22 protein-coding genes, 1 tRNA gene, 1 rRNA gene and 1 pseudogene are annotated in these 19385 nt (G+C 37.8%); 18 read left to right on the top strand and 7 right to left on the bottom strand.

From position 1 onward, the window contains the following. The first annotated feature begins 2 nt into the window (after positions 1-2). The 8 genes and pseudogenes from FHY45_RS14895 (at position 3) to FHY45_RS14930 (ending at position 7956) form a co-directional block, all read left to right on the top strand. Entirely contained in the window at positions 3-968 is a 966-nt protein-coding gene (locus FHY45_RS14895) for an ABC transporter substrate-binding protein (protein WP_139892328.1), read from the top strand. Between the two features lie 152 nt (positions 969-1120). Then, positions 1121-1732 (top strand): TetR/AcrR family transcriptional regulator, encoded by a 612-nt coding sequence (locus FHY45_RS14900; RefSeq protein WP_139892329.1) that lies wholly within the window; start codon positions 1121-1123, stop codon positions 1730-1732. Between the two features lie 29 nt (positions 1733-1761). Then, complete coding sequence (locus FHY45_RS14905; protein ID WP_066106764.1) at positions 1762-2934, top strand: acyl-CoA dehydrogenase family protein; 1173 nt, start codon at positions 1762-1764, stop codon at positions 2932-2934. Then, positions 2894-4111, top strand: a complete 1218-nt coding sequence (locus FHY45_RS14910; RefSeq protein ID WP_139892330.1) for an acyl-CoA dehydrogenase family protein — start codon at positions 2894-2896, stop codon at positions 4109-4111. Before FHY45_RS14905 ends, FHY45_RS14910 begins: the two co-directional genes overlap by 41 nt. A gap of 114 nt (positions 4112-4225) precedes the next feature. Then, entirely contained in the window at positions 4226-4591 is a 366-nt protein-coding gene (locus tag FHY45_RS14915) for an SCP2 sterol-binding domain-containing protein (RefSeq protein ID WP_066106771.1), read from the top strand. 346 nt (positions 4592-4937) lie between these two features. Next, positions 4938-6815: an AMP-dependent synthetase/ligase gene (locus FHY45_RS14920; RefSeq protein ID WP_139892331.1), complete on the top strand. Its 1878-nt coding sequence runs from the start codon at positions 4938-4940 to the stop codon at positions 6813-6815. A 35-nt stretch (positions 6816-6850) separates the two neighbouring features. Beyond that, a pseudogene (locus tag FHY45_RS14925) lies at positions 6851-7204 on the top strand (hypothetical protein); the annotation flags it as partial. Next, positions 7177-7956, top strand: a complete 780-nt coding sequence (locus FHY45_RS14930) for an enoyl-CoA hydratase/isomerase family protein (RefSeq protein WP_139892332.1) — start codon at positions 7177-7179, stop codon at positions 7954-7956. The pseudogene FHY45_RS14925 and the gene FHY45_RS14930, both read left to right, overlap by 28 nt. 91 nt (positions 7957-8047) lie before the next feature. Here the strand turns inward: FHY45_RS14930 and FHY45_RS14935 are convergent, their stop codons facing one another. After that, complete coding sequence (locus tag FHY45_RS14935; RefSeq protein WP_139892333.1) at positions 8048-8521, bottom strand: hypothetical protein; 474 nt, start codon at positions 8519-8521, stop codon at positions 8048-8050. A gap of 114 nt (positions 8522-8635) precedes the next feature. Here FHY45_RS14935 and FHY45_RS14940 point away from each other — a divergent pair, with 114 nt between their 5' ends. Further along, positions 8636-8833: a YwbE family protein gene (locus FHY45_RS14940; protein WP_139892334.1), complete on the top strand. Its 198-nt coding sequence runs from the start codon at positions 8636-8638 to the stop codon at positions 8831-8833. An 80-nt stretch (positions 8834-8913) separates the two neighbouring features. Here FHY45_RS14940 and FHY45_RS14945 read toward each other — a convergent pair whose 3' ends face one another. Then, a complete protein-coding gene (locus FHY45_RS14945) occupies positions 8914-9651 on the bottom strand; it encodes a YqcI/YcgG family protein (RefSeq protein ID WP_139892335.1) in 738 nt (245 codons plus the stop codon). Between the two features lie 185 nt (positions 9652-9836). Further along, a complete protein-coding gene (locus FHY45_RS14950) occupies positions 9837-10334 on the bottom strand; it encodes a cupin domain-containing protein (protein ID WP_139892336.1) in 498 nt (165 codons plus the stop codon). A 441-nt stretch (positions 10335-10775) separates the two neighbouring features. Here FHY45_RS14950 and FHY45_RS14955 point away from each other — a divergent pair, with 441 nt between their 5' ends. Continuing rightward, on the top strand, positions 10776-11306 hold the full coding sequence (locus tag FHY45_RS14955) for an HD domain-containing protein (RefSeq protein ID WP_066106793.1): 531 nt from the start codon (positions 10776-10778) through the stop codon (positions 11304-11306). A gap of 183 nt (positions 11307-11489) precedes the next feature. Continuing rightward, positions 11490-12296: a formate/nitrite transporter family protein gene (locus FHY45_RS14960; protein WP_139892337.1), complete on the top strand. Its 807-nt coding sequence runs from the start codon at positions 11490-11492 to the stop codon at positions 12294-12296. A 315-nt stretch (positions 12297-12611) separates the two neighbouring features. Here the strand turns inward: FHY45_RS14960 and FHY45_RS14965 are convergent, their stop codons facing one another. Further along, positions 12612-12818 (bottom strand): hypothetical protein, encoded by a 207-nt coding sequence (locus FHY45_RS14965; RefSeq protein ID WP_066106799.1) that lies wholly within the window; start codon positions 12816-12818, stop codon positions 12612-12614. A 138-nt stretch (positions 12819-12956) separates the two neighbouring features. Between FHY45_RS14965 and FHY45_RS14970 the strand changes: the two genes are divergently transcribed. Then, positions 12957-13466, top strand: coding sequence for a GNAT family N-acetyltransferase (locus FHY45_RS14970; RefSeq protein WP_180349988.1), 510 nt, complete (start codon positions 12957-12959; stop codon positions 13464-13466). A gap of 254 nt (positions 13467-13720) precedes the next feature. Here FHY45_RS14970 and FHY45_RS14975 read toward each other — a convergent pair whose 3' ends face one another. Beyond that, positions 13721-14326: a hypothetical protein gene (locus FHY45_RS14975; protein ID WP_139892338.1), complete on the bottom strand. Its 606-nt coding sequence runs from the start codon at positions 14324-14326 to the stop codon at positions 13721-13723. 216 nt (positions 14327-14542) lie between these two features. On the opposite strand from FHY45_RS14975, the gene FHY45_RS14980 reads away from it, so the two are divergent. The 4 genes from FHY45_RS14980 (at position 14543) to FHY45_RS14995 (ending at position 16105) form a co-directional block, all read left to right on the top strand. Then, positions 14543-14722, top strand: coding sequence for a hypothetical protein (locus FHY45_RS14980; RefSeq protein ID WP_066106805.1), 180 nt, complete (start codon positions 14543-14545; stop codon positions 14720-14722). Positions 14723-14926: 204 nt separating this feature from the next. Then, positions 14927-15424 (top strand): kinase, encoded by a 498-nt coding sequence (locus FHY45_RS14985; RefSeq protein ID WP_373925485.1) that lies wholly within the window; start codon positions 14927-14929, stop codon positions 15422-15424. A gap of 170 nt (positions 15425-15594) precedes the next feature. Next, on the top strand, positions 15595-15900 hold the full coding sequence (locus FHY45_RS14990) for a hypothetical protein (RefSeq protein WP_066106813.1): 306 nt from the start codon (positions 15595-15597) through the stop codon (positions 15898-15900). A gap of 1 nt (position 15901) precedes the next feature. Beyond that, a complete protein-coding gene (locus FHY45_RS14995) occupies positions 15902-16105 on the top strand; it encodes a helix-turn-helix transcriptional regulator (RefSeq protein ID WP_066106817.1) in 204 nt (67 codons plus the stop codon). A gap of 407 nt (positions 16106-16512) precedes the next feature. On the opposite strand, the gene FHY45_RS15000 is transcribed toward FHY45_RS14995, so the two are convergent. Both FHY45_RS15000 and FHY45_RS15005 read right to left on the bottom strand, forming a co-directional pair. Beyond that, positions 16513-16584, bottom strand: a tRNA-Ala gene (locus FHY45_RS15000). 165 nt (positions 16585-16749) lie between these two features. Then, entirely contained in the window at positions 16750-17445 is a 696-nt protein-coding gene (locus FHY45_RS15005) for an MgtC/SapB family protein (protein ID WP_066106820.1), read from the bottom strand. Positions 17446-17565: 120 nt separating this feature from the next. Between FHY45_RS15005 and FHY45_RS15010 the strand changes: the two genes are divergently transcribed. Together FHY45_RS15010 and FHY45_RS15015 are read left to right on the top strand one after the other, a co-directional pair. Continuing rightward, positions 17566-18471 carry a DMT family transporter gene (locus FHY45_RS15010; protein WP_066106823.1) on the top strand — a complete coding sequence of 302 codons (906 nt, stop codon included), beginning with the start codon at positions 17566-17568 and terminating at the stop codon, positions 18469-18471. A gap of 596 nt (positions 18472-19067) precedes the next feature. After that, positions 19068-19385 (top strand): 16S ribosomal RNA (locus FHY45_RS15015); the annotation flags it as partial.

Genomic DNA, 19385 nt, shown 5'->3' on the forward strand with positions numbered 1-19385 from the left:
CTATGCTAAAAAAGCAAAACTATTTATTTTTATTTATGCTAATGCTTACGCTATCTATGTTAATGTTTGGGTGTTCGTCAACTGAAGATGACTCAAACCAGAAGAAAGAGGTTTCTGAATCAACGTCCACAGCCTTTCCTGTTGAGGTAAGGGATGGATCCGGAGAAAGCATCAAGATTGAGGAAAAGCCGGACACGATCGTATCCTTGCTGCCAAGCAATACTGAAACGGCCTATGCACTAGGTCTTGGAGAGAAAATCATTGGTGTATCAGATTATTGTAATTTTCCTACAGAAGCTGCTGACAAACCTAAGGTCGGCGGGTTAGAAATCAATATTGAAAAAGTGTTGGAATTAAATCCGGATCTTTTATTGCTTTCTGCCAGTCATTTTAATAATGCTAAGGATACCATTAAACAATTCCAGACAGCTGGTATTGATGTTATTATCGTACCTGACGCCAATTCGTTTGATGGTGCATATGGAACAATTGAATTGATTGCTAAAGCAACCGGAACATCAGACAAAGCTGATGAAATTATTTCGGATATGAAAAAAGAAGTAGCAGAAATTAAAGAGAAAGCAAGTGCTATAAAAGATAAGAAGAAGGTTTGGATTGAAGTATCTTCCTCACCGGATTTATATACAGCGGCTAACGGAACCTATATAGACGAAATGCTTGATATCATTCAGGCAGAGAATATTGCCGCTGATCAAGAGGGTTGGGTAACAATGAATGAAGAACAAGTCATTGATCGCAATCCTGATGTTATTCTTACTACATATGGCTATTATATTGAAAATCCAGAAGAAAAGGTATATGGAAGAAAAGCTTGGTCCGAGGTACCTGCCGTTCAAAATAAGCAGGTTTATGATGTAGATAATGACACAGTGTCAAGACCGGGACCACGTTTAACAGAAGGCTTGCAATTGATAGCTGAAAAAATCTATCCTGAAATATTTAAATAAACATTTTCATTTAAGAGCCGCCCATTTTACTTTGGGAGGCTCTTTTTTTGTTGAAGAAAATAAATTAAATTTTCTAACAATTTTGTTGAAATTTCCCTTTTGTGTAGGTATGATGATACCAATACGTATTCGTACTCACACATGGGATTGGAATGATAAGAATGTTATATGTAAATGACCTGCCGACCGAAGCAAGAGATAAAATGCTATATGCAGCCCTGCAATTATTCACTACAAGAGGTTACAAGAATACATCAGTTCTGGACATAGTTGAGTATGCACATGTCTCGAAAACAACGTTCTACCAACAATTCGGCAATAAAGAGACTTTGATTGTTGCACTTTGTGAAAGTTTGATTGGAGAAGTTGCAGAAGAGATTAAGCTTGCAGCTTTACGGGAACCACGCATTGGTTATAAAGCATATGCCGGAATTCTTCGCTATTTGGAAATTTGCTTTTCCAATAAGGCTGTTGCCAATTTTATTTTACTCGAATCAGTCGGAGTTTCTTTCGAAGTAGAACTGGTCAGACGAGAAGCACTTAAAAGTTTCGCAGATCTTATCTTTTTTTTTGCTTACCAGGAGTTTCCGGAGAATGTGAATGGACAGGAAGTTAGGATCATCTCTCAGGCAATGGTTGGAGCAATCAATGAGGTCGTCATTCAAAAATTCCGGGAACCAAATCACCAAAAGACAGATGTAGAATATCTTGCTAGATTATTAAACCGATTGGTCATGCGCTCATTTAGCAGTCTCTCAAATTAATAAACTATTGATATGAAGGAGGGAGAAAGTTGGTTTCTTTTTTACCAAGTGAGGAAGAAAAGGCATTTGTTGATGTAGCAAAGGATTTTGCAATTCAAAAGATCCGTCCCTATGCCAGGCAAACGGAAAAAAATCAGGGTGTAAGTGAGGACGTGGTCAGAAAGTTGAGTGACCTTGGATTATTAAATTTGGAACTGCCTGAATCATACGGTGGCCTGGAATTGCCGCTCGTTTCCCAGGTACAGATTGTTGAGGCGCTTGCTTATGGTGACCTTGATACTATTCAGGGGCTTCCAGGAGCCGGGGAGGGAGCATCGTTTATTCGACTAAAAGAGGATCATAACGCATTTTCTTTTTATCAAACTCAGTGTGAAACGGGAATTTGCCCAACAGTCGCCTTTGTTTATCCCAATCAACATAAACTCCAAATTAAAAAAATAGACAATGGATACATCATTGATGGAGAAACGAGTCCGCTGAAAAATGCCAGAAAGGCTGAATATCTATTAATTGCAGGAACTGCTACTAATGGTGAAGCGGTGTTGTTCTGGATAGATCAAGACAATAATCATTCTTGGAGAGTGCTTGACGGTGATTATCGCTTGGGGCTATTGAGTGCCGGCTTTTCGAGAATTCAGCTTAAAGAAGTAAGCGTTTCCAAAAACAATATTTTGGCTAGTGGTGCCGAAGCTGAAACTTGGATGGATCAATCATTGAGCCGTGTACGTACGTTAGAGGCTGCAAAAGAAATTGGTGTTATGGCAGCTGCCCTTGATTACACAGTTGAATATACCTCCCAGAGAAAAGCGTTTGGGGTAGAAATCGCAAAATTCCAGGGTGTTTCTTTTAACCTTGCACAAATGGCTATCCAGACGGGTGCAGCAAGGCATCTTGTTTTATATACGGCAAAACAAATTGATGAAGGTGAAACTGATGCTGTTTTCCACAGTATCCAGGCACTTAAAAAAGCCCATCAATCGCTTCGATATGTAACAGATTCAGCTGTACAGCTCCTTGGTGGGCATGGATATGTTCAGGACCATCCTGTTGAGAAGTGGATGAGGGACGCTCAGGCACAAGTCGGTTGGTTTGAACAAGAGGGCGATTTAGAAATCAGGGCAGGAAACTGGATCATGTATGGTAAGGAGAGGGGGATGAGTAATGATCACATACGAGTTGACGCCACATCAAAGTCAAGTTAAGGAAGTGGTCCATTGGTTTGCTGAAAATGAAATGCGACCGGTATCCATGATTGCCGATCAATTAAAGAAAGTACCGGATGATTGGCTGGATAAAGTAAATCAACTCGGAATTTCTTTAAGCATGTCTTCTTTTGGAGAGTCCAATGATGATAAAAAGAAAAAAGATTTTAAAAAAGCGAAGGAGCGCCAAGGAAATCGATTGGGAGTCATTGCCTCTGAGGAATTAGGCTGGGGAGATTGCGCGATTGCCTTGACGCTACCCGGGCCAGGGCTTGGAGGTCCGCCTGTTCAGCATAGCGGCACACCGGAACAAAAGGAACGTTTTTTATCCATTTTCTCCAGAGATGAGAAACCGAAGTGGGGAGCATATGCTTTGACTGAACCAGAGGCAGGTTCTGATGTATCCGGTTTACAGACGACAGCTGTTAAAGTGGACGGCGGTTATGTGATAAACGGGCAGAAGATATTTATTACAAATGGCAAAAGAGCTTCCTGGGTTGTTGTATTTGCTACGGTAGACCGCAATTTAGGTAGGGCTGGTCACCGGGCATTTGTTATAGAAAAAGGTACACCCGGCTTCTCATGCTCGAGATTGGCGGAAAAAATGGGTCTTCGTGCTTCTGAAACAGCAGAACTTGTGTTTGAGGATTGCTTTGTTCCGGATGGAAACCTTTTAGGTGGAGAAGAGGCCTATGTCAATAAAGCGAATGGATCAGGTGGCTTCAGGGTTGCTATGAAAACATTCGATAACACAAGGCCCATAATCGCAGCTATGGCTACCGGAATTGCAAGAGCGTCCTATGAATATACATTGGATTTTGTAAAAAGAGAATATCCTCAGCACGGCAATCATTATCATCAAGCCCTGAGACTCTTCTCAGAGATGCAGCAAAAAATTCAGGGAGCTCGTCTGTTAACCTGGGAAGCTGCCTGGAAAGCAGATTTGGGAAAACCGAATGCAAAAGAAGCAGCCATGTGTAAGGCCTATGGTGGAAAGATTGCTTTGGAGGTTACTTCAGCCTGTCAGGAAATACTCGGTCCATATGGTCTTGAGGGACATCTAGTCGAGAAATTATATCGTGACGCAAAAATTTATGACATTTTTGAAGGGACTAATCAAATTCAGCAATTAATTATTGCGCGTCATCTGTATGAACCATATGGTATTCGTGTGTAATGATTTTATAAATACGTTCAGGAGGTGGTGAAACGACAGGACAAAAATGCTGCATCTAAATAAAACTGAAAAATAAAAAAAATATCCTTTAATAATAAAGGGAGGAATTTTAAAATGGGAAAAGCAATTGAAGATTATACATTAAGAGAGTCTTTTGAAAAAATTGAGGAAGCACTTAAAAACGATCCTCAGCCAATTCAAGGAATTACGACACGCTATCAATTCACAATCACCGGTTCCGAAGAAGGAATCTATCAGCTTAATATACACGATGGTCAGGCAGAGGTAGTCGAAGGAGAAGAAACACCAGCGGATTGTACACTCACCATGTCTGTCGAAAACTTCCGCCAATTCCTTCTCGGCAAACTAAACGGAACCGTAGCCTTCATGTCCGGCAAACTAAAAATCAAAGGCGACATCGGAAAAGCAATCAAACTAGAAGGAATACTGAAACAATATAACGTAAAGGAATATTTATAAGAAAGGCTGAGGCGACTGTTCAGCTCCGACAAGCATAAGAGGAGTCACGTAGGGAGGTGTTCTCCCTCCAGCAGTGGCTACACTTATGACTCGAGGAGCTAGGAGCCGAAGCTAGATCTCAAGAAAAGCTGGAGTGGCTTGCTCAAAAGCGAGGAGCATAAGACAGAGGCTCATAGGGGATGAACTTCCCCCGAAGAGGCTATGCTTATGTCCCGAGCTTTTAGCCACGGAAGCTAGATCTCGCTAAAAACGGAGACCATGTAAGGTGGACCAAAGACTAAAAACGCCACATCGTGTGGCAACGTCTTCGTGACCCTACGACGTGTAGGCCTAAGGGAGGTGTTTTATGAAACCTGCAAATTTGGTAGAGATGGTTTGGAGAACAGCCGAAAAAAATTCACAAAAGAATGGTTTTTTGGTTAAAGTAGCAGGTGAATATAAGGGGATCACATACAGGGATTTTTGGATACAGGTTTCACAAACGGCTGCCGGACTGGCACATTATGGGGTTGGCTTTGGTGATCATGTAGCCATATTATCTGATAATAATCCTTACTGGGCTATAAGCGATATAGCGATTATGAGTTTGGGTGCAGTCAGTGTGCCAATCCATTCAACTTTACCATCTGATCAGATTTCTTACATTCTCAGTAATGCAGACTGTAAGTTTCTTTTTGTAGAAAATCAAAAGCAACTGCAAAAGATTCTTGCTAATTCTACTCTCGATAAACTGATTATCTTTTATCCCGGTGATTCCTTAGCAGAAAAGAAAGAAGATATGCTGACAATGGAACAATTAATGTCAGCAGGTGAAAAACATCCTTTATTTAACTGGGAAGATGAGTTCCAGGCAATAACAAGAGATGATTTAGCAACGATTATTCATACCTCGGGAACAACTGGTTATCCAAAAGGTGCAATGTTAACGCATGGAAATATTTTATCAAATGTTGAAGGCGTTCAATTTTGGGTGTTGGAAGCCCGGCCTGACGACATCATGTTATCCCACTTACCACTATCCCACATATTTGAACGTATGGCAGGTCAATTTTTTCCTTTGTCAGTTGGTGCAACAATTGCTTATGCAGAAAATATTGATACCGTACAACAAAACCTTCTAGAAGTACAACCTACCATCCTAGTCAGTGTCCCATTGTTATTTGAAAAAGTATATGCCCAGGCTCAAAAGATGGTCGAATCCGGTACCCCTATTCGCAGAAAAATTTTTGACTGGGCACTTAAAGTCGGAAATACAAGATATAAATATTATTTATCCAGTGCTACAGATGTAATGGTTCGTAAAAGTGAACTACCGAAAGAGTTTAGGAGAAAGTGGAAAATAGCTGATAAACTTGTCTACCAAAAAGTAAAAAAACAATTGGGTGGAAGAATCAGAGGCTTTATATCAGGCGGAGGAGCTTTAAATCCAGAAATCGGGAAGTTTTTCTGGTGTGTTGATCTTCCGGTCCTTGAAGGATATGGCCTGACAGAAACCTCCCCCGTTATCTGCGTAAATCCGTTTTCCAGAACCAAAGTTGGAACAGTAGGAAAACCATTGCCGAACCTGGACGTCCATATCTCAGATGATGGTGAGGTACTTGTTAAAGGCCCAAGTATCATGAAAGGTTACTATCATGATGAAGAGGCTACCAAGGAACACTTTGAAAATGGGTGGTTCAAGACTGGCGATATAGGCGAGTTTGATGAAGATGGCTTCTTAAGAATTGTGGATCGAAAGAAGCGGATTATAGTACTTACTTCGGGGATAAATGTGGCTCCACAGCCTGTGGAAAATGCACTTCACCAAAGTATTTATATAGAAAATGCCGTTTTGGTTGGACAAAATCAGAAGTATGTAATCGTCTTATTAACTCTAAATTATGAAAATCTTAAGAGCTGGTGCAAAAGGAAGGGCATTCGTGGTTCTGTCAATGAGTTGGTTACGAATAAAAAAGTACAGGAATTGATTACGAGAGAAGTAAAATCCAATACTCATAAATTCGCACGCTATGAACAGCCCAAAAAACTAATCATTGTAACGAAAGAATGGACTGTGGAGGGTGGGGAGATGACTCCGTCCTTAAAGGTACGTTTTAAAGAAATAGAAGAAAAGTATAAAGAAGTTATTGAACAAATGTATGAAGAAGACGCATATGCAGAGATCGAGGTAGCTGCTAATGAAGTAGCAGTTGGCCTGTCATTGCCTAAATCGAAAGGAGATTAATAAGTATGTCATTTTCACTGGAAGGAAAAGTAGCTCTTGTTACCGGTGCTATTATCCCGGCAACACAAAAGGTATTGGATAAGGCAGGTCTTTCCATGGATGATATCGATATTTTTGAAGTGAATGAAGCCTTTGCTTCAGTTGTATTAGCATGGGCGAAAGAGCTGGAACCAGATATGGATAAAGTAAATCCGAATGGAGGAGCGATCGCATTGGGCCATCCTCTGGGCGCAAGTGGAGCTCGTATTATAGCCACTTTACTTAATGAATTGGAAAGAACAAACGGAAGATTTGGGCTTGCAACCATGTGTATCGGTTTTGGTCAGGCAATTGCTGTAATACTGGAAAGGGAGGTAGGGGAATGGGGCAAAATTGTTTGTTGGAGGTAACTGATAAGGTGGCAATCATTACGATTAATCGACCTCCCCTAAATACATTGAGCAGAGATACATTATATGAGATTGGCACCTATTTGGATGATATCGAAAACAATCATACAATTAGAGCTATTATAATAACCGGAGCAGGAGAAAAATCTTTTTCAGCTGGTGCAGATGTAAATGAATTTGCAGATTTAGCGGATCCGGAAAAAGCGAGGGCAACGATTCAAGGGATGCATGATCTATTTAACCGAATTGAGTCTTTCTCTAAACCTATCATTGCAAGCATAAACGGTCGTGCGCGGGGTGGTGGGAATGAATTGCAAATGGCTTGCCACTTGGTAATAGCTGCAGACACAGCAGAGTTTGCTCTTCCAGAAATAAAGCTCGGAATTATGCCTGGCTATGGGGGGACCCAACGGCTGCCAAGATTGATTGGCCGCAGGCGGGCTCTTGAATTAATCTTAAGCGGTGAAAAAATTTCGGCGATAAAAGCATTGGAGTATGGTTTAATCAACAAAGTTGTGCCTGCTAAAATGCTGAAGTATGAAACTTTAGCGATTGCAGCCAATTTAGCTGAAGGGCCGCCGCTTGCGCTTAAAGGGATCCTTGATTCTGTGGGGAGAGGTACAGAAGTTTCCTTAGAAGATGGAATCTCAATTGAACTAGAGAATATGCTGAAAATAGCCCGTTCGGAGGATGCGATGGAGGGAATCAGTGCCTTCTTTATGAAGCGAAAGGCAGAGTTTTCAGGTAAATAAATTAGATAGTGTCTGCATGGTCCGTTTATTTGTTGGATTAAATAGGAACAGCCCATTGGATTATGGATTACCAACGGGCTGTTAGGTTCGTTTACTTTACTTTATGGAATCCTTCTTCCATTAAATAAGATTTTGCTTCATTGTAGGATGGGAATGTGCCATCTAGGTTTAAGCCAGCATATACATTCCACATATCCTCTTCTGCTATAACGGTAAGAGTATGTCCTTCGTTATTCCTCCAGATTTCTTCTTCACCTGCTATATCGCCAGCATAATCTTCATAAGGATCAGTAGATAGAAGCTCTATGGATTTAGCTATGATAGTTTCTAATTGCTCAGCGGAAAAATCCTTGATATTCACCAATCCCTTTTGACCCACACGGTACCCAGGAATGCCTTCTGCATAAACGAAACCATTACCGTTTGGATGCAGGTGATAAACAACATTCGATTTATCTAATTTGCTTTCAGGATATTGATAGTTGATACGCCCAAGTGAAACATTTTTACGTTCGAGTTCCTTAAAGGACTCTATAATTGCAATTTTTTCTTCAAAAGTTAACATATTGCCTCCAAAAAAGTGGATTTTACTATTTGTCCATTATACCATTAGTGGATAGATTACGTTATGCTCAATGAATGTATTTATGGATCGAGATAAATAAGGGAGGTTAGAAAAATGAACAATGGAAAGAATCGTAGTGATATACGAGCAGGACTGGAAGTCGATATCGTGTTAAAAAAAGACCAGCGCTCAGGTGCATTAACTCGCGGTATCGTTAAAGATATTTTAACCAATTCAGCAACACATCCGCATGGCATTAAGGTACGGTTAACGGATGGTCAGGTGGGACGGGTTCAACAGATTATTAAATAATGTATCGAATCTTGAAGGCGTACAAGCTCCCACTCTATAAAAAAGAAGCTGATTCAATGATCAGCTTCTTTTTTATATGATTATGAATCTTTATGGTGAAATGGACATTTCCCAGCGATTGGTTCTATATCATCACCGATAAAGTATTGCTTCCATTCATTATGGTTTTGATCCCCATAATGACTGATATCCGGATGCTTAGGGAGCTGATCCCATTTCTCTACTCGTTCACGAACTTTCTCTCTGGACATGATTCCGCCTTTTTCAGTCCCTTCAAGTCCTTCAAAAATCATTCGCGGTTGAAAGCCAAGAACTAAACTATTACCGAGGTCACGGGTTTTCCGTTGCTTGTAGGCAGGGCAATTGCCGAAGATAAAGAATGGTTCACCGGCAAAGTGAAAGTCCCAAAGGAAATGTTCAGGATCCTTCGGTTTATCCTCAGGCCAAAGCTTCGGATCATGCTCGTGTAAATACTGTAGGATTCTCCAAAAATAATCTCTATAGTAAGGGATATCGCGTTCCTCTTTTTCAGGTTCAACAAAAACAAATAAACCGTGTCTTATATGAGGTGGATTCTTAAATAGTTCAAGAAAGCTTTCTACTGCTTTTGGAAGAGAGGACCAATCATTATGAGTCATATACGCATAACGGAGTTCTCCTTTATTTTCTGCTTTCATACCAAAGTAACATGGAAATGTTGGGTTTGTAACAATGTTATGAAATGTTTGGTATTCTTCTGTTACCCATTGTGGTACGATTTGTGGATTGGTCATATCTTGTTTTTCTAATAAACTTAAATTTGTTTTTGTATCCGGCATATAATAATTCCCCTATATATTCATTTTAGTAAGTTCTTTATTCCCTATTAATAGTCTTTGAAACATTTTGAAAGACAGTAAAATATTGTTTTGCAGAACGCTAAAAAATCAGGAGATTAATCGCTGAACAATTTAAAGTCACACTACTTTATCAAACGGTATAACATGCATATCTTCTTTTGAAATTATACCTGCCACTCTTTTATCAGAGGACCATCCTTACCGTTAATAGGATCAGTCTTTGGGATGGGAACCTTGCTAATTTCCTCTAATACTTCAGGACGTTCATTTTCTTTCCCGTATTTAGTGTTATAGTCCATCCCATTTGGATATGCTCCAACGACAGAAAAGTCAGAGCTGGCTCTAAGGCGTTTATGGCCGGTTCCGGCTGGAAGAATAATCACATCACCTGACTGAACATGAATCTTCCTTCCTGTTTCACCGCCAATCATAAGGGTGGCTTCACCTCTAATAACCCCTAGTACCTCATGAGAATTACTGTGATAATGATGATAGTCAAATACCCCATTTGTCCAACTATTTAGCCATTGATTTTCATTAAATAGGCTTTCCATAGTGGATTCAGGGCTGTCTACAGCTTGATTATATAGAATGACTGGTAAGTTTGGATTATTAGGTATCCTACCATCATCCTCGAAGAAAAAAGTTTGATACTGATTCATTTGTACTCCTCCTCCTGTATTCACAAAATTCCCTTTTTAGATGATGATAAACAAGTCAACCTGGATATTTTTGTGTGGGAGTTTTTCGGAAATACTTATGTTTTTTCTAAACTAGTATCTGCCCAACTACGAATTTTGCCGTTTTTAAAGACAGGGCATGAACATACAATAATGAATAATAACTTGGTCCATGTTAATATCTTGACAAGCTGCCACGGTTTTCCAAGATTAGCGATAATACTAGCCATAAAGTGCAAAAGAATGAATGCGAATAAGGGTGTAAAGGAAGGCTGATTGTAAAATTTCGTTTAAAAGTACAGAAACAAGATAATTTTATAGAATAATAAATTCCTTTTAAACAGTGAAGTATCCATGCTATAATGCACAAAAATATATATTTATCTCTATAAATATACAAAAATAACCAGGGAGGGAGACCTTATGAGAGAAGTAACTTTACTTGATATATTTGAGCATCGCATTGCTCAAAAATATTTAAATCGTTCTGGCTTGGCACATGCAATTGCCGTTGCTTACCATGCCTTTCATTTAGCGAAAGAACAGAATATCGATGTCGATTCTGCAGCAAAAGCAGGTCTGCTCCATGACATTGGACATTTTACTTGGTACCGTAATGGTAAATGGGATTATGATTTATATAGAAAGAACGATATACATCCAATTAAGGGCGCTGAAAGAGCGCATAAATTATTAATAAGGCTTGGTGAAAATCCGGTTCAGGCGAAAACGATCTCCCTCGCAATTTTATTTCATACAGATTCCTTTTTACCTTCAAATGATATTGTTAGAACACCTCTTCAACAGATTGTTAAATGGGCAGATGAAAAAGATGAAGAGGAAGGCGGCCTTCACCATTATCGGAAGATTGAGTATGAAAGAGCGAAAGCCAGTATTATAAAACTCGATTCCATGATTGATGAAGAATTAAAAGAACATAAAAAAATGATATAAATTAAATCCCCATCTGTAAAAAACGGAGGGGATTTTTTAGTTAACATCATTAGAATTTGAATTATTCATAAAATGTTCTCTTTAAGCATTTCTAAAATACGAATATAATAAACTTGGATAGATTGATAATTATTTCCATATGATGATGTGGAAGACGTATTACATAGATTGGAGAGAACATACATGAGTTTCAAAACTCCACAGGAAATTGCCATAGCAGCAGTAGAAGCAGGTGTGAAGAAGACCAGTTTACCTTTAACAAATTTATTACTATTGGGATTTTTGGGCGGTGCTTATATATCTGTGGGTTATTTACTATATATCCGAGTAACCGCAAGCTTGCCTGAAGACTGGGGGACCTTTGGAACATTTATTGGTGCATCTGTTTTCCCACTTGGACTTATTTTAATTTTAATTGCAGGCGGAGAATTATTGACTGGTAATATGATGGCAGTGCCAATGGCCTGGCTTGCCAAACGGATTCCTTTCTCACGATTAGTTCACAATTGGTTTTGGATTACGATTAGCAACTTCGCAGGTGCTATTTTTGTAGCTTATTTCTTTGGCCACTTAGGAGAGTTTACAGCCAGCGGTGTCTTTCTCGAAAAAACGGTGGACGTGGCTGCTCATAAAATAGATGTTGATTTTTGGCCGGCTCTTATTTCAGGTGTTGGTTGTAACTGGCTTGTGGCATTAGGTGTTTGGCTTTCATACAGTGCAAACGATATCGCAGGAAAAATAGCAGGGATATGGTTTCCAATCATGGCATTTGTAGCAATTGGCTTTCAGCACGTAGTAGCGAATATGTTTGTGATTCCGGCAGCAATATTTGAAGGTTATTTTACCTGGATGGATTATTTTAATAACTTTGTACCTGTCTTTTTGGGGAATGCCATAGGCGGATCTGTTCTTGTTGCTTTTGTTTATTGGAAATCCTACCAATCCTATATAAACCCTACCATCGAGAAAATAAAATCGGAAAGTATGTAACAATTGTGAGAGGCAGTCGGTCGTTTCACTATATGATACTCCTATAATATGTTCAAAAAACACTTAGATTTAATAAAATCCGTGTTTTTATTTCATCTGTTCCATTTTGGGCTAGATAATCATGCCGATCAACGCCATCCCCATATTTATAAAAGTGTAGTAGTATTACTGCATAACCATGTTACCTAAATGTGAAGAAAAAGGGCTAAACAACATAGCGCCTTTTTCAAGTTTGCAGTCAAGAATATTATTTTGTTATTTAAGCCTATGATGAACGTGGGAATCAAGATAGCCTGTCTGATATTAAAAAACAGTTCAATCTTCTTCACTCTGTCGGGCAGCCCATAGAACAATGGCTAATATCATAAACAATATTTCCATTAAAGGATCGTTTGTTACGGCTTTTAATAGCACTAAAAGGATGACCCCGTTTACAGGATTTTCGTCTGTCAGCATAATCACAATAATATCCAGCAGCGGGAGGGCGAAATCCAATATATTTAAGTCATTTTCAGATTCCATTCTTACAGTCCCTTCCGTTTTTTTATCATCGTATTCGAAATAAATGAAGAAGTGCGTTTTTGCTGAGACAAAGGGCGTAGGAAAAGAGCGTGGCAGGATACATATCTAAATAATTAGAAGCAAGTGGAGAGTGATAATTTGAGTATTGAATTGCTCAAGGCAGATGAAAAGGATGCAGCAGCTTTATTTGCCATCCAACGCAAATCGTTCATGCCTTTATTAGAAAAATATAAGGATTACGATACGAATCCTGCAAATGAAAAAGTAGATCGGCTGATCCTACGATTAAACAATCCTAATGGTGTATTTTATAAAATTATGTTCAATAAACAGCTAGTTGGAGCCATTAATATTCTGTGGAGAGAGGGGACCGAAGAATATAAAATCAGTCCCATGTTCATTTTACCTGAATATCAGGGGATGGGAATTGCACAGGAAACAATAAAAATCATTGAAGATTATTATTGCAAAGCAAAAAGCTGGGAACTGGCCACGATAAAAGAAGAAGAACGGAATTGTCATCTATATGAAAAAATGGGTTATATAAATACCGGTGAACTCCGAAAATTAAATGAGAATACAACACTGATTTTCTATAAAAAGCTTATGGAAGAGCAAGCAGTAGGTCATAAAAGTGAAGAAAGATAATTAATCAATTGTATTCAAATCTGGGGAAAGGCTATTTATACCTTCTTTAAAAATAAGTTATTATCTCCCCTTAACTGAAGATTCTCGGTGTTTTATCGAGATGAAATTTTTTTAAAATAAATTGCTCCGAAGAGGAAATAGTATAAGAGAGGGAACCAATTGAATTGTTTTACGAAAAGCAGAATTTGTATAGTGGAAATACTATTCATTCATGAAAAGAGCTGCCTTCATCGGGAAGACAGCTTAAAATTGGCTTACTTATTCTCTTCTGTTTTATTCTCATCTGTTTGGATATCATCCGGATAAACGATGGTATCAAATGTTTTGGAGGTTTCTTCGTTCTTTAGCTGGAAGGTAACCTTATAATCATCTTCATTTACACCATTAAATAATTGATAGTACAGTGATTGATAAGCTAAATTGAAGAAGGCAAATCCGTCCATACTGCTGTTTTCATAAAGCTCCTGATCCATTTTAATCGTATACTCTGTAAATGATTTATTGTGTTCTATCTTTTTAATTGAAGGAAAGTCTTCATCGGCTTCTATTTCTTTAATGGAAGTGTCTATTGTATCTCCCATCTCTTTCAGCATTTCCTTATGCTTAGATTTGGACATTTTATATGTAACCGATCCATCATCATTTACAATTACTTCTTTTACCCCGTCCTCTTTAGCCTCTTTCTTTAGTTTCACCATATCTGTGTCTTCAAAAAATGATGCAGGTAATGTCACTTCAACATTTACCATTCCCTTATTGACATCCACATTATCGGAATTTTTATTTTCCTCATCCTTTGATGAGCAAGCAACCAGCATAATACTCAATACTAATAGAAAGAGCAGTTTACCACTTTTCATTATGAACCCCCTGAGATGTAATTAATCCTTTATTAACGTAACAAATTTAATAGGTAGTATCTAAATATTCACCGAAAAATATATACTGAAGATTTTGGTAAATTAACTAATGTAATACTTATTTTATGGATAGTAAATAGATTTGATACACAAAAGCATTATAGATAATATAAGAAAAACTTCTATGTTAGAATAATCACAAAGGAGGCAGATGCTATGAATACAGTTCCCTTAATAATTGCTGTTATTGCAGGTATTCTTTATGGTTCCGTACGTTCCGTGAAAAATCAAAATAGTAAAGATGAATCTGCAAAGAAGGAAGCAGGCCTTTACTTACAAAGTATTGTGGTTTGTATCGCTGTTTATTTAATAGTGAGCTTCGTTCAGAGTATCTAAAGACTATACATATTCACTTAAGTAAGGATTTTGATCTAAATTTAAAAGACCGTTTAAGCAGTAGAGACATAAAGTCGCTTTCCTAATTTATAGGAGGCGACTTTTTTACTTAGATGATAAAAAGGAAAATGATTAATCATACCGAATTATTATTTTCATAAGAGGCTTATAGAGAAATAAAAAACATAATAGGGAATGGGATCGATGGAATCAAACTTAATTATTCTAAGAGGAAACTCCGGAAGTGGAAAAACAACCATTGCTAAAAGCATTCAAGATCAGTTAGGAAAAGGTACCCTGTTAGTTTCTCAAGATAATGTTCGGCGTGAGATGTTGAAGGTCGAGGATAGAGAAGGGAATCTTTCGATTGATTTGATTCGTCAAATTGCTGAGTATGGGAAAGGGAGATGTGAACACACCATTGTTGAAGGAATTCTGAATAAAAGTCGCTATGGTCAAATGCTAAATGACTTAATCCAGTTCTATGGCGGAAAGGCATATATCTATTATTTTGACTTGTCATTCGAAGAAACGGTAAAACGTCATCTCTCACGTGATAAAAAGGAAGAGTTCGGTGTAGATGCTTTACGAAAATGGTGGACCCCAAATGATTATTTGGAAGTGGAAAATGAAGTGAAAGTAACAGGTCATTTAACATATACCGAGATAGTGGATTTGATTTTAACACAACTGCAAGAGTGATGATGATAGCAGGGAGTTAACCTATAGAATTGAGATACATTAGATCACTGCCTTTGAATAATCTATATTATTTAGAAGTCCGATATGTAAAAACTTTTTGACATTTATGATGAGTATGGATACAATGAAAATGTCAAAAGGTTTTTACATTTTCAAAGGAGCTGTCATTAATGGATTGGTTAGCTATCTTGCTGTTGTTTGTGATTTTAGCAATTTGTGTTTTACTCATCATCGTTACTCTTGTGTCATTACCTCAACTGGGTGATGAAAGAAAAGATTTTATTAAGATGAAAGCTCAGTCGTTTGCATTTGCAGGTGTTATTGGATATTTATTGATTAATCTTGTTGAATCTATTTATGTAACTTTCTGGACAGACAACACTTACGAAGGCATAAATCCATTTACTGCTCTTATAGGTATTTCTTTAGTGTATTTAATCTCACTACTATTTTGCAAAAAGAAATATGGTGGTTAAGTTGAAAAATCATATTAGAGAATTAAGAAAATCAGCAAAGCTATCTCAAGAAGAACTTGCTAAACTTTGCAATGTATCACGACAAACGATAAATGCGATTGAAAACGATAAATATGACCCTACATTACAATTGGCTTTTAGTATAGCTGCTGTATTAGATACAACAGTAGATGAATTATTTATAAATGAGGATATGGATATGTAATTTTAGACCTTAACTTAAATTAAGGTCTTTTTTAAGTGCTTAGAAAGTCTTAGGAGTTAAAACCTGTATTCTGAATTTGACTCTCAGAAACCTTCTTTCAAGCAGAAGAAAAAGGAGCAACGACTGTAGCTCCTTAACAAATCATTATTAATTGTTTTTTATGTTATTTGGGGGGAATGGAAATGTACTCGCTGATCATTATGGCTGTAATAGAAAATAACTTAATAAATTCTAACTATACAGTAGTACATCTTCACTCATAATTGTTATGGAGGTCCGCTTTGAAGTTCTGAGGTCAAACGCCTAGTTAACAAATTGTGCACTAGTTGTGCAACTCAACCGATTCTTTGCATAGATGTCTCCTGTAAAAAAAGAAAAAACCCTTGCTACACAAGGGTTTTCCGGTATGGAGCTAAGGGGATTCGAACCCCTGACCTCTTCGCTGCCAGCGAAGCATTCTCCCGCTGAACTATAGCCCCATAATAAGTAATAAAATTATGTACAACCTTATTTTAACTAATTTAATACGAATGTCAATCTTGTATGAAGTATTTTTGCTGAATCTTCTAACTTAACCAAGCTATAATGCAGGGTAAAAAAGAGTAGGAAAGAAACTGCCTATGCTTCTTTCCTGCTCCTATTGATTATGCATTTTCAATTTCAATGCTCATGACTCCATCGATAGAGGAAACGGAATAATAAACATCTGTAATTAGTCTTTTGCTGTCTATGGTGGTTCTTAAACGAATTTGATGACTGTTAGTCAGATCTTTTATGCGAACAGACTTAATTGAAATCTCTTTTTGTTCAATTAAATTTATAATTGGCGCTATACTGTCTTTTTCTGCAATAATTAACTGGAGGTTTAACTCTTTTTCTCTAAACTTTTTTGGCCCAATATAATTAAATAACATGGGCAGCAATTCAACGCTGATGATTAACAAAACTACACCTGCTATTGCTTCCATATAAAAACCTGCACCTACTGTAATCCCTATTCCGCCTGCTCCCCAAATTAATGCTGCAGTAGTTAAACCAGATATACTGTCATTGCCTCTCCTTAATATAACGCCAGCTCCAATAAAACCAATTCCGGATACTATCTGGGCTGCAAGACGGAGCGGATCCATTGTTACTGTGACTCCATATGCTGATCCTTTTGCATTATATGCAGATTCAATAGAGACAATAGTTAATAAACAACTAACGATTGAGATTACTAGAGATGTTTTCAGACCAACAGGTTTTCTTTTGATTTCCCGTTCCAGTCCTATGATAAGCCCTAATACTGCTGATATGCATAATTTAATAATCATCTGTATATCAATTGAGAAATCCATATTGCCAACCTGCCTTTATAAGTTCTTCTATATAGAATAGAATATGAGACGGATCTGTTCCAGAATTATGAATTATGAATATTTATTTGTTTAAATTACAGTTAAAGGGTGGAATAATATATGACTCAGTCACTTTTTAAACCTTATCTTGCCATTGTTGTAGGAGTGATTGCTGTATCCTTCTCAGCGATACTTGTTCGCTATTCGGAAGCCGAGTCTGGTGTCATTGCTTTTTACCGCATGTTATTTTCCTGTTTAATTCTAATTCCGTACTTTTGTAGGGAGGCTGTTAAAGAGATAGGAAGGATTAATAAAAAAGATTGGGTATTATGTGCAGCGGCCGGAGCGTTTCTTGCTTTTCATTTTATTTTTTGGTTTGAGTCTCTTCGGTATACTTCAGTGGCTAATTCAACTGTCCTAGTCACAATGCAGCCTATATTTGCTTTTTTAGGTACCTATTTTTTATTTAAGGAACGAGTATCTATCGGTGGAGTCGTAAGTATTATTGTGGCGATTTCAGGCAGTATATTGATTAGTGCCAGCGATTTTTCGCATAATAAGGGAGCTTTGTTCGGAGATGTACTTGCCATAGTAGCTTGTGCTCTTGCAACAGCTTATTTCTTGATTGGACAAATGGTACGTAAAAGAATGGGGTTAACTGCTTACACTTTTATTGTATACGGTATTAGCGCAATTATATTATTGATCTATGTATTGGGGAGCGGCCAGGAGTTATTCGATTATCCTAAAAAAGAGTGGTACCTATTTATCTTGCTTGCAATCATTCCTACATTGTTGGGGCATTCACTTTTTAATTGGGCAATTGAATGGGTTAGTGCAACAAAAATATCGATGGCTATATTATTTGAACCAATAGGTGCGGCAGTATTGGCGTACTTTTTATTTAATGAAAGCCTATCTGCTATACAATTGTTTGGTGCAACATTAGTATTGGTGGGGTTATCTTTATTTATATTAATGAATAGAAGAAGAGACGCAATAGAGAATAGCGAAGTTAACTATTAATTGCATTGCAGGGCATCCAAGAAGGATGTCTCTGTTTTTTTAAAATATAATTGGTGTTGAACTTTTTCCGATTTTTAGTGTATTGTTGAAGGAATTCATTCTTATGAACATTAAAGGGCGTGCTTAGTGATCAGGATGGTTAGGCAAACAAACACTGCTAATCTTAATGAAGAGTTGTATGTCAATGTATTGGATATATGTGATTTTTATGATGTTATGTAGAAATAATATAAAAAAGCGAAAAAAAGTAAAAAAGTACTTGCATCCTAATAGTTGTCCATGATATATTAACTATCGTTCACTTCGTTGAACATTCGTTAAAAAAACTTTTAAAAAAAGTTGTTGACGAAAATAAGTTATTCTGATATATTATAAAAGTCGCTAACGCGAACGAGATAACAAGTTAAAATAAGTCAAAAAAACTTTTAAAAAAGTTGTTGACAAAGAAAAGTTATCTTGATATAATATAAAAGTCGCTAACACGACATACAGATTGTTCTTTGAAAACTAAACAAAACGAAACGCCAAGCAAGTCTAAAAATAAGAGATTTTTAAAATCTCGTCAATTTGCTTTAAAATTTAGCTAGATCAAACATCTTTCGGAGAGTTTGATCCTGGCTCAGGACGAACGCTGGCGGCGTGCCTAATACATGCAAGTCGAGCGAATCTGAGGGAGCTTGCTCCCAACGATTAGCGGCGGACGGGTGAGTAACACGTGGGCAACCTGCCCCTAAGATCGGGATAACTCCGGGAAACCGGTGCTAATACCGAATAGTTTCCAACACCACATGGTGTTGGAAGGAAAGTTGGCTTCGGCTAACACTTAGGGATGGGCCCGCGGCGCATTAGCTAGTTGGTGAGGTAACGGCTCACCAAGGCAACGATGCGTAGCCGACCTGAGAGGGTGATCGGCC

The organism is Bacillus sp. D386 (assembly GCF_006346415.1).

Coding starts and splice junctions, on each gene's coding strand:
- FHY45_RS14895 (WP_139892328.1), top strand. CDS start 3: ATGCTAAAAAAGCAAAACTATTTATTTTTATTTATGCTAATGCTTACG.
- FHY45_RS14900 (WP_139892329.1), top strand. CDS start 1,121: ATGATAAGAATGTTATATGTAAATGACCTGCCGACCGAAGCAAGAGAT.
- FHY45_RS14910 (WP_139892330.1), top strand. CDS start 2,894: ATGATCACATACGAGTTGACGCCACATCAAAGTCAAGTTAAGGAAGTG.
- FHY45_RS14915 (WP_066106771.1), top strand. CDS start 4,226: ATGGGAAAAGCAATTGAAGATTATACATTAAGAGAGTCTTTTGAAAAA.
- FHY45_RS14920 (WP_139892331.1), top strand. CDS start 4,938: ATGAAACCTGCAAATTTGGTAGAGATGGTTTGGAGAACAGCCGAAAAA.
- FHY45_RS14930 (WP_139892332.1), top strand. CDS start 7,177: ATGGGGCAAAATTGTTTGTTGGAGGTAACTGATAAGGTGGCAATCATT.
- FHY45_RS14935 (WP_139892333.1), bottom strand. CDS start 8,521: ATGTTAACTTTTGAAGAAAAAATTGCAATTATAGAGTCCTTTAAGGAA.
- FHY45_RS14940 (WP_139892334.1), top strand. CDS start 8,636: ATGAACAATGGAAAGAATCGTAGTGATATACGAGCAGGACTGGAAGTC.
- FHY45_RS14945 (WP_139892335.1), bottom strand. CDS start 9,651: ATGCCGGATACAAAAACAAATTTAAGTTTATTAGAAAAACAAGATATG.
- FHY45_RS14950 (WP_139892336.1), bottom strand. CDS start 10,334: ATGAATCAGTATCAAACTTTTTTCTTCGAGGATGATGGTAGGATACCT.
- FHY45_RS14955 (WP_066106793.1), top strand. CDS start 10,776: ATGAGAGAAGTAACTTTACTTGATATATTTGAGCATCGCATTGCTCAA.
- FHY45_RS14960 (WP_139892337.1), top strand. CDS start 11,490: ATGAGTTTCAAAACTCCACAGGAAATTGCCATAGCAGCAGTAGAAGCA.
- FHY45_RS14965 (WP_066106799.1), bottom strand. CDS start 12,818: ATGGAATCTGAAAATGACTTAAATATATTGGATTTCGCCCTCCCGCTG.
- FHY45_RS14975 (WP_139892338.1), bottom strand. CDS start 14,326: ATGAAAAGTGGTAAACTGCTCTTTCTATTAGTATTGAGTATTATGCTG.
- FHY45_RS14980 (WP_066106805.1), top strand. CDS start 14,543: ATGAATACAGTTCCCTTAATAATTGCTGTTATTGCAGGTATTCTTTAT.
- FHY45_RS14985 (WP_373925485.1), top strand. CDS start 14,927: ATGGAATCAAACTTAATTATTCTAAGAGGAAACTCCGGAAGTGGAAAA.
- FHY45_RS14990 (WP_066106813.1), top strand. CDS start 15,595: ATGGATTGGTTAGCTATCTTGCTGTTGTTTGTGATTTTAGCAATTTGT.
- FHY45_RS15005 (WP_066106820.1), bottom strand. CDS start 17,445: ATGGATTTCTCAATTGATATACAGATGATTATTAAATTATGCATATCA.
- FHY45_RS15010 (WP_066106823.1), top strand. CDS start 17,566: ATGACTCAGTCACTTTTTAAACCTTATCTTGCCATTGTTGTAGGAGTG.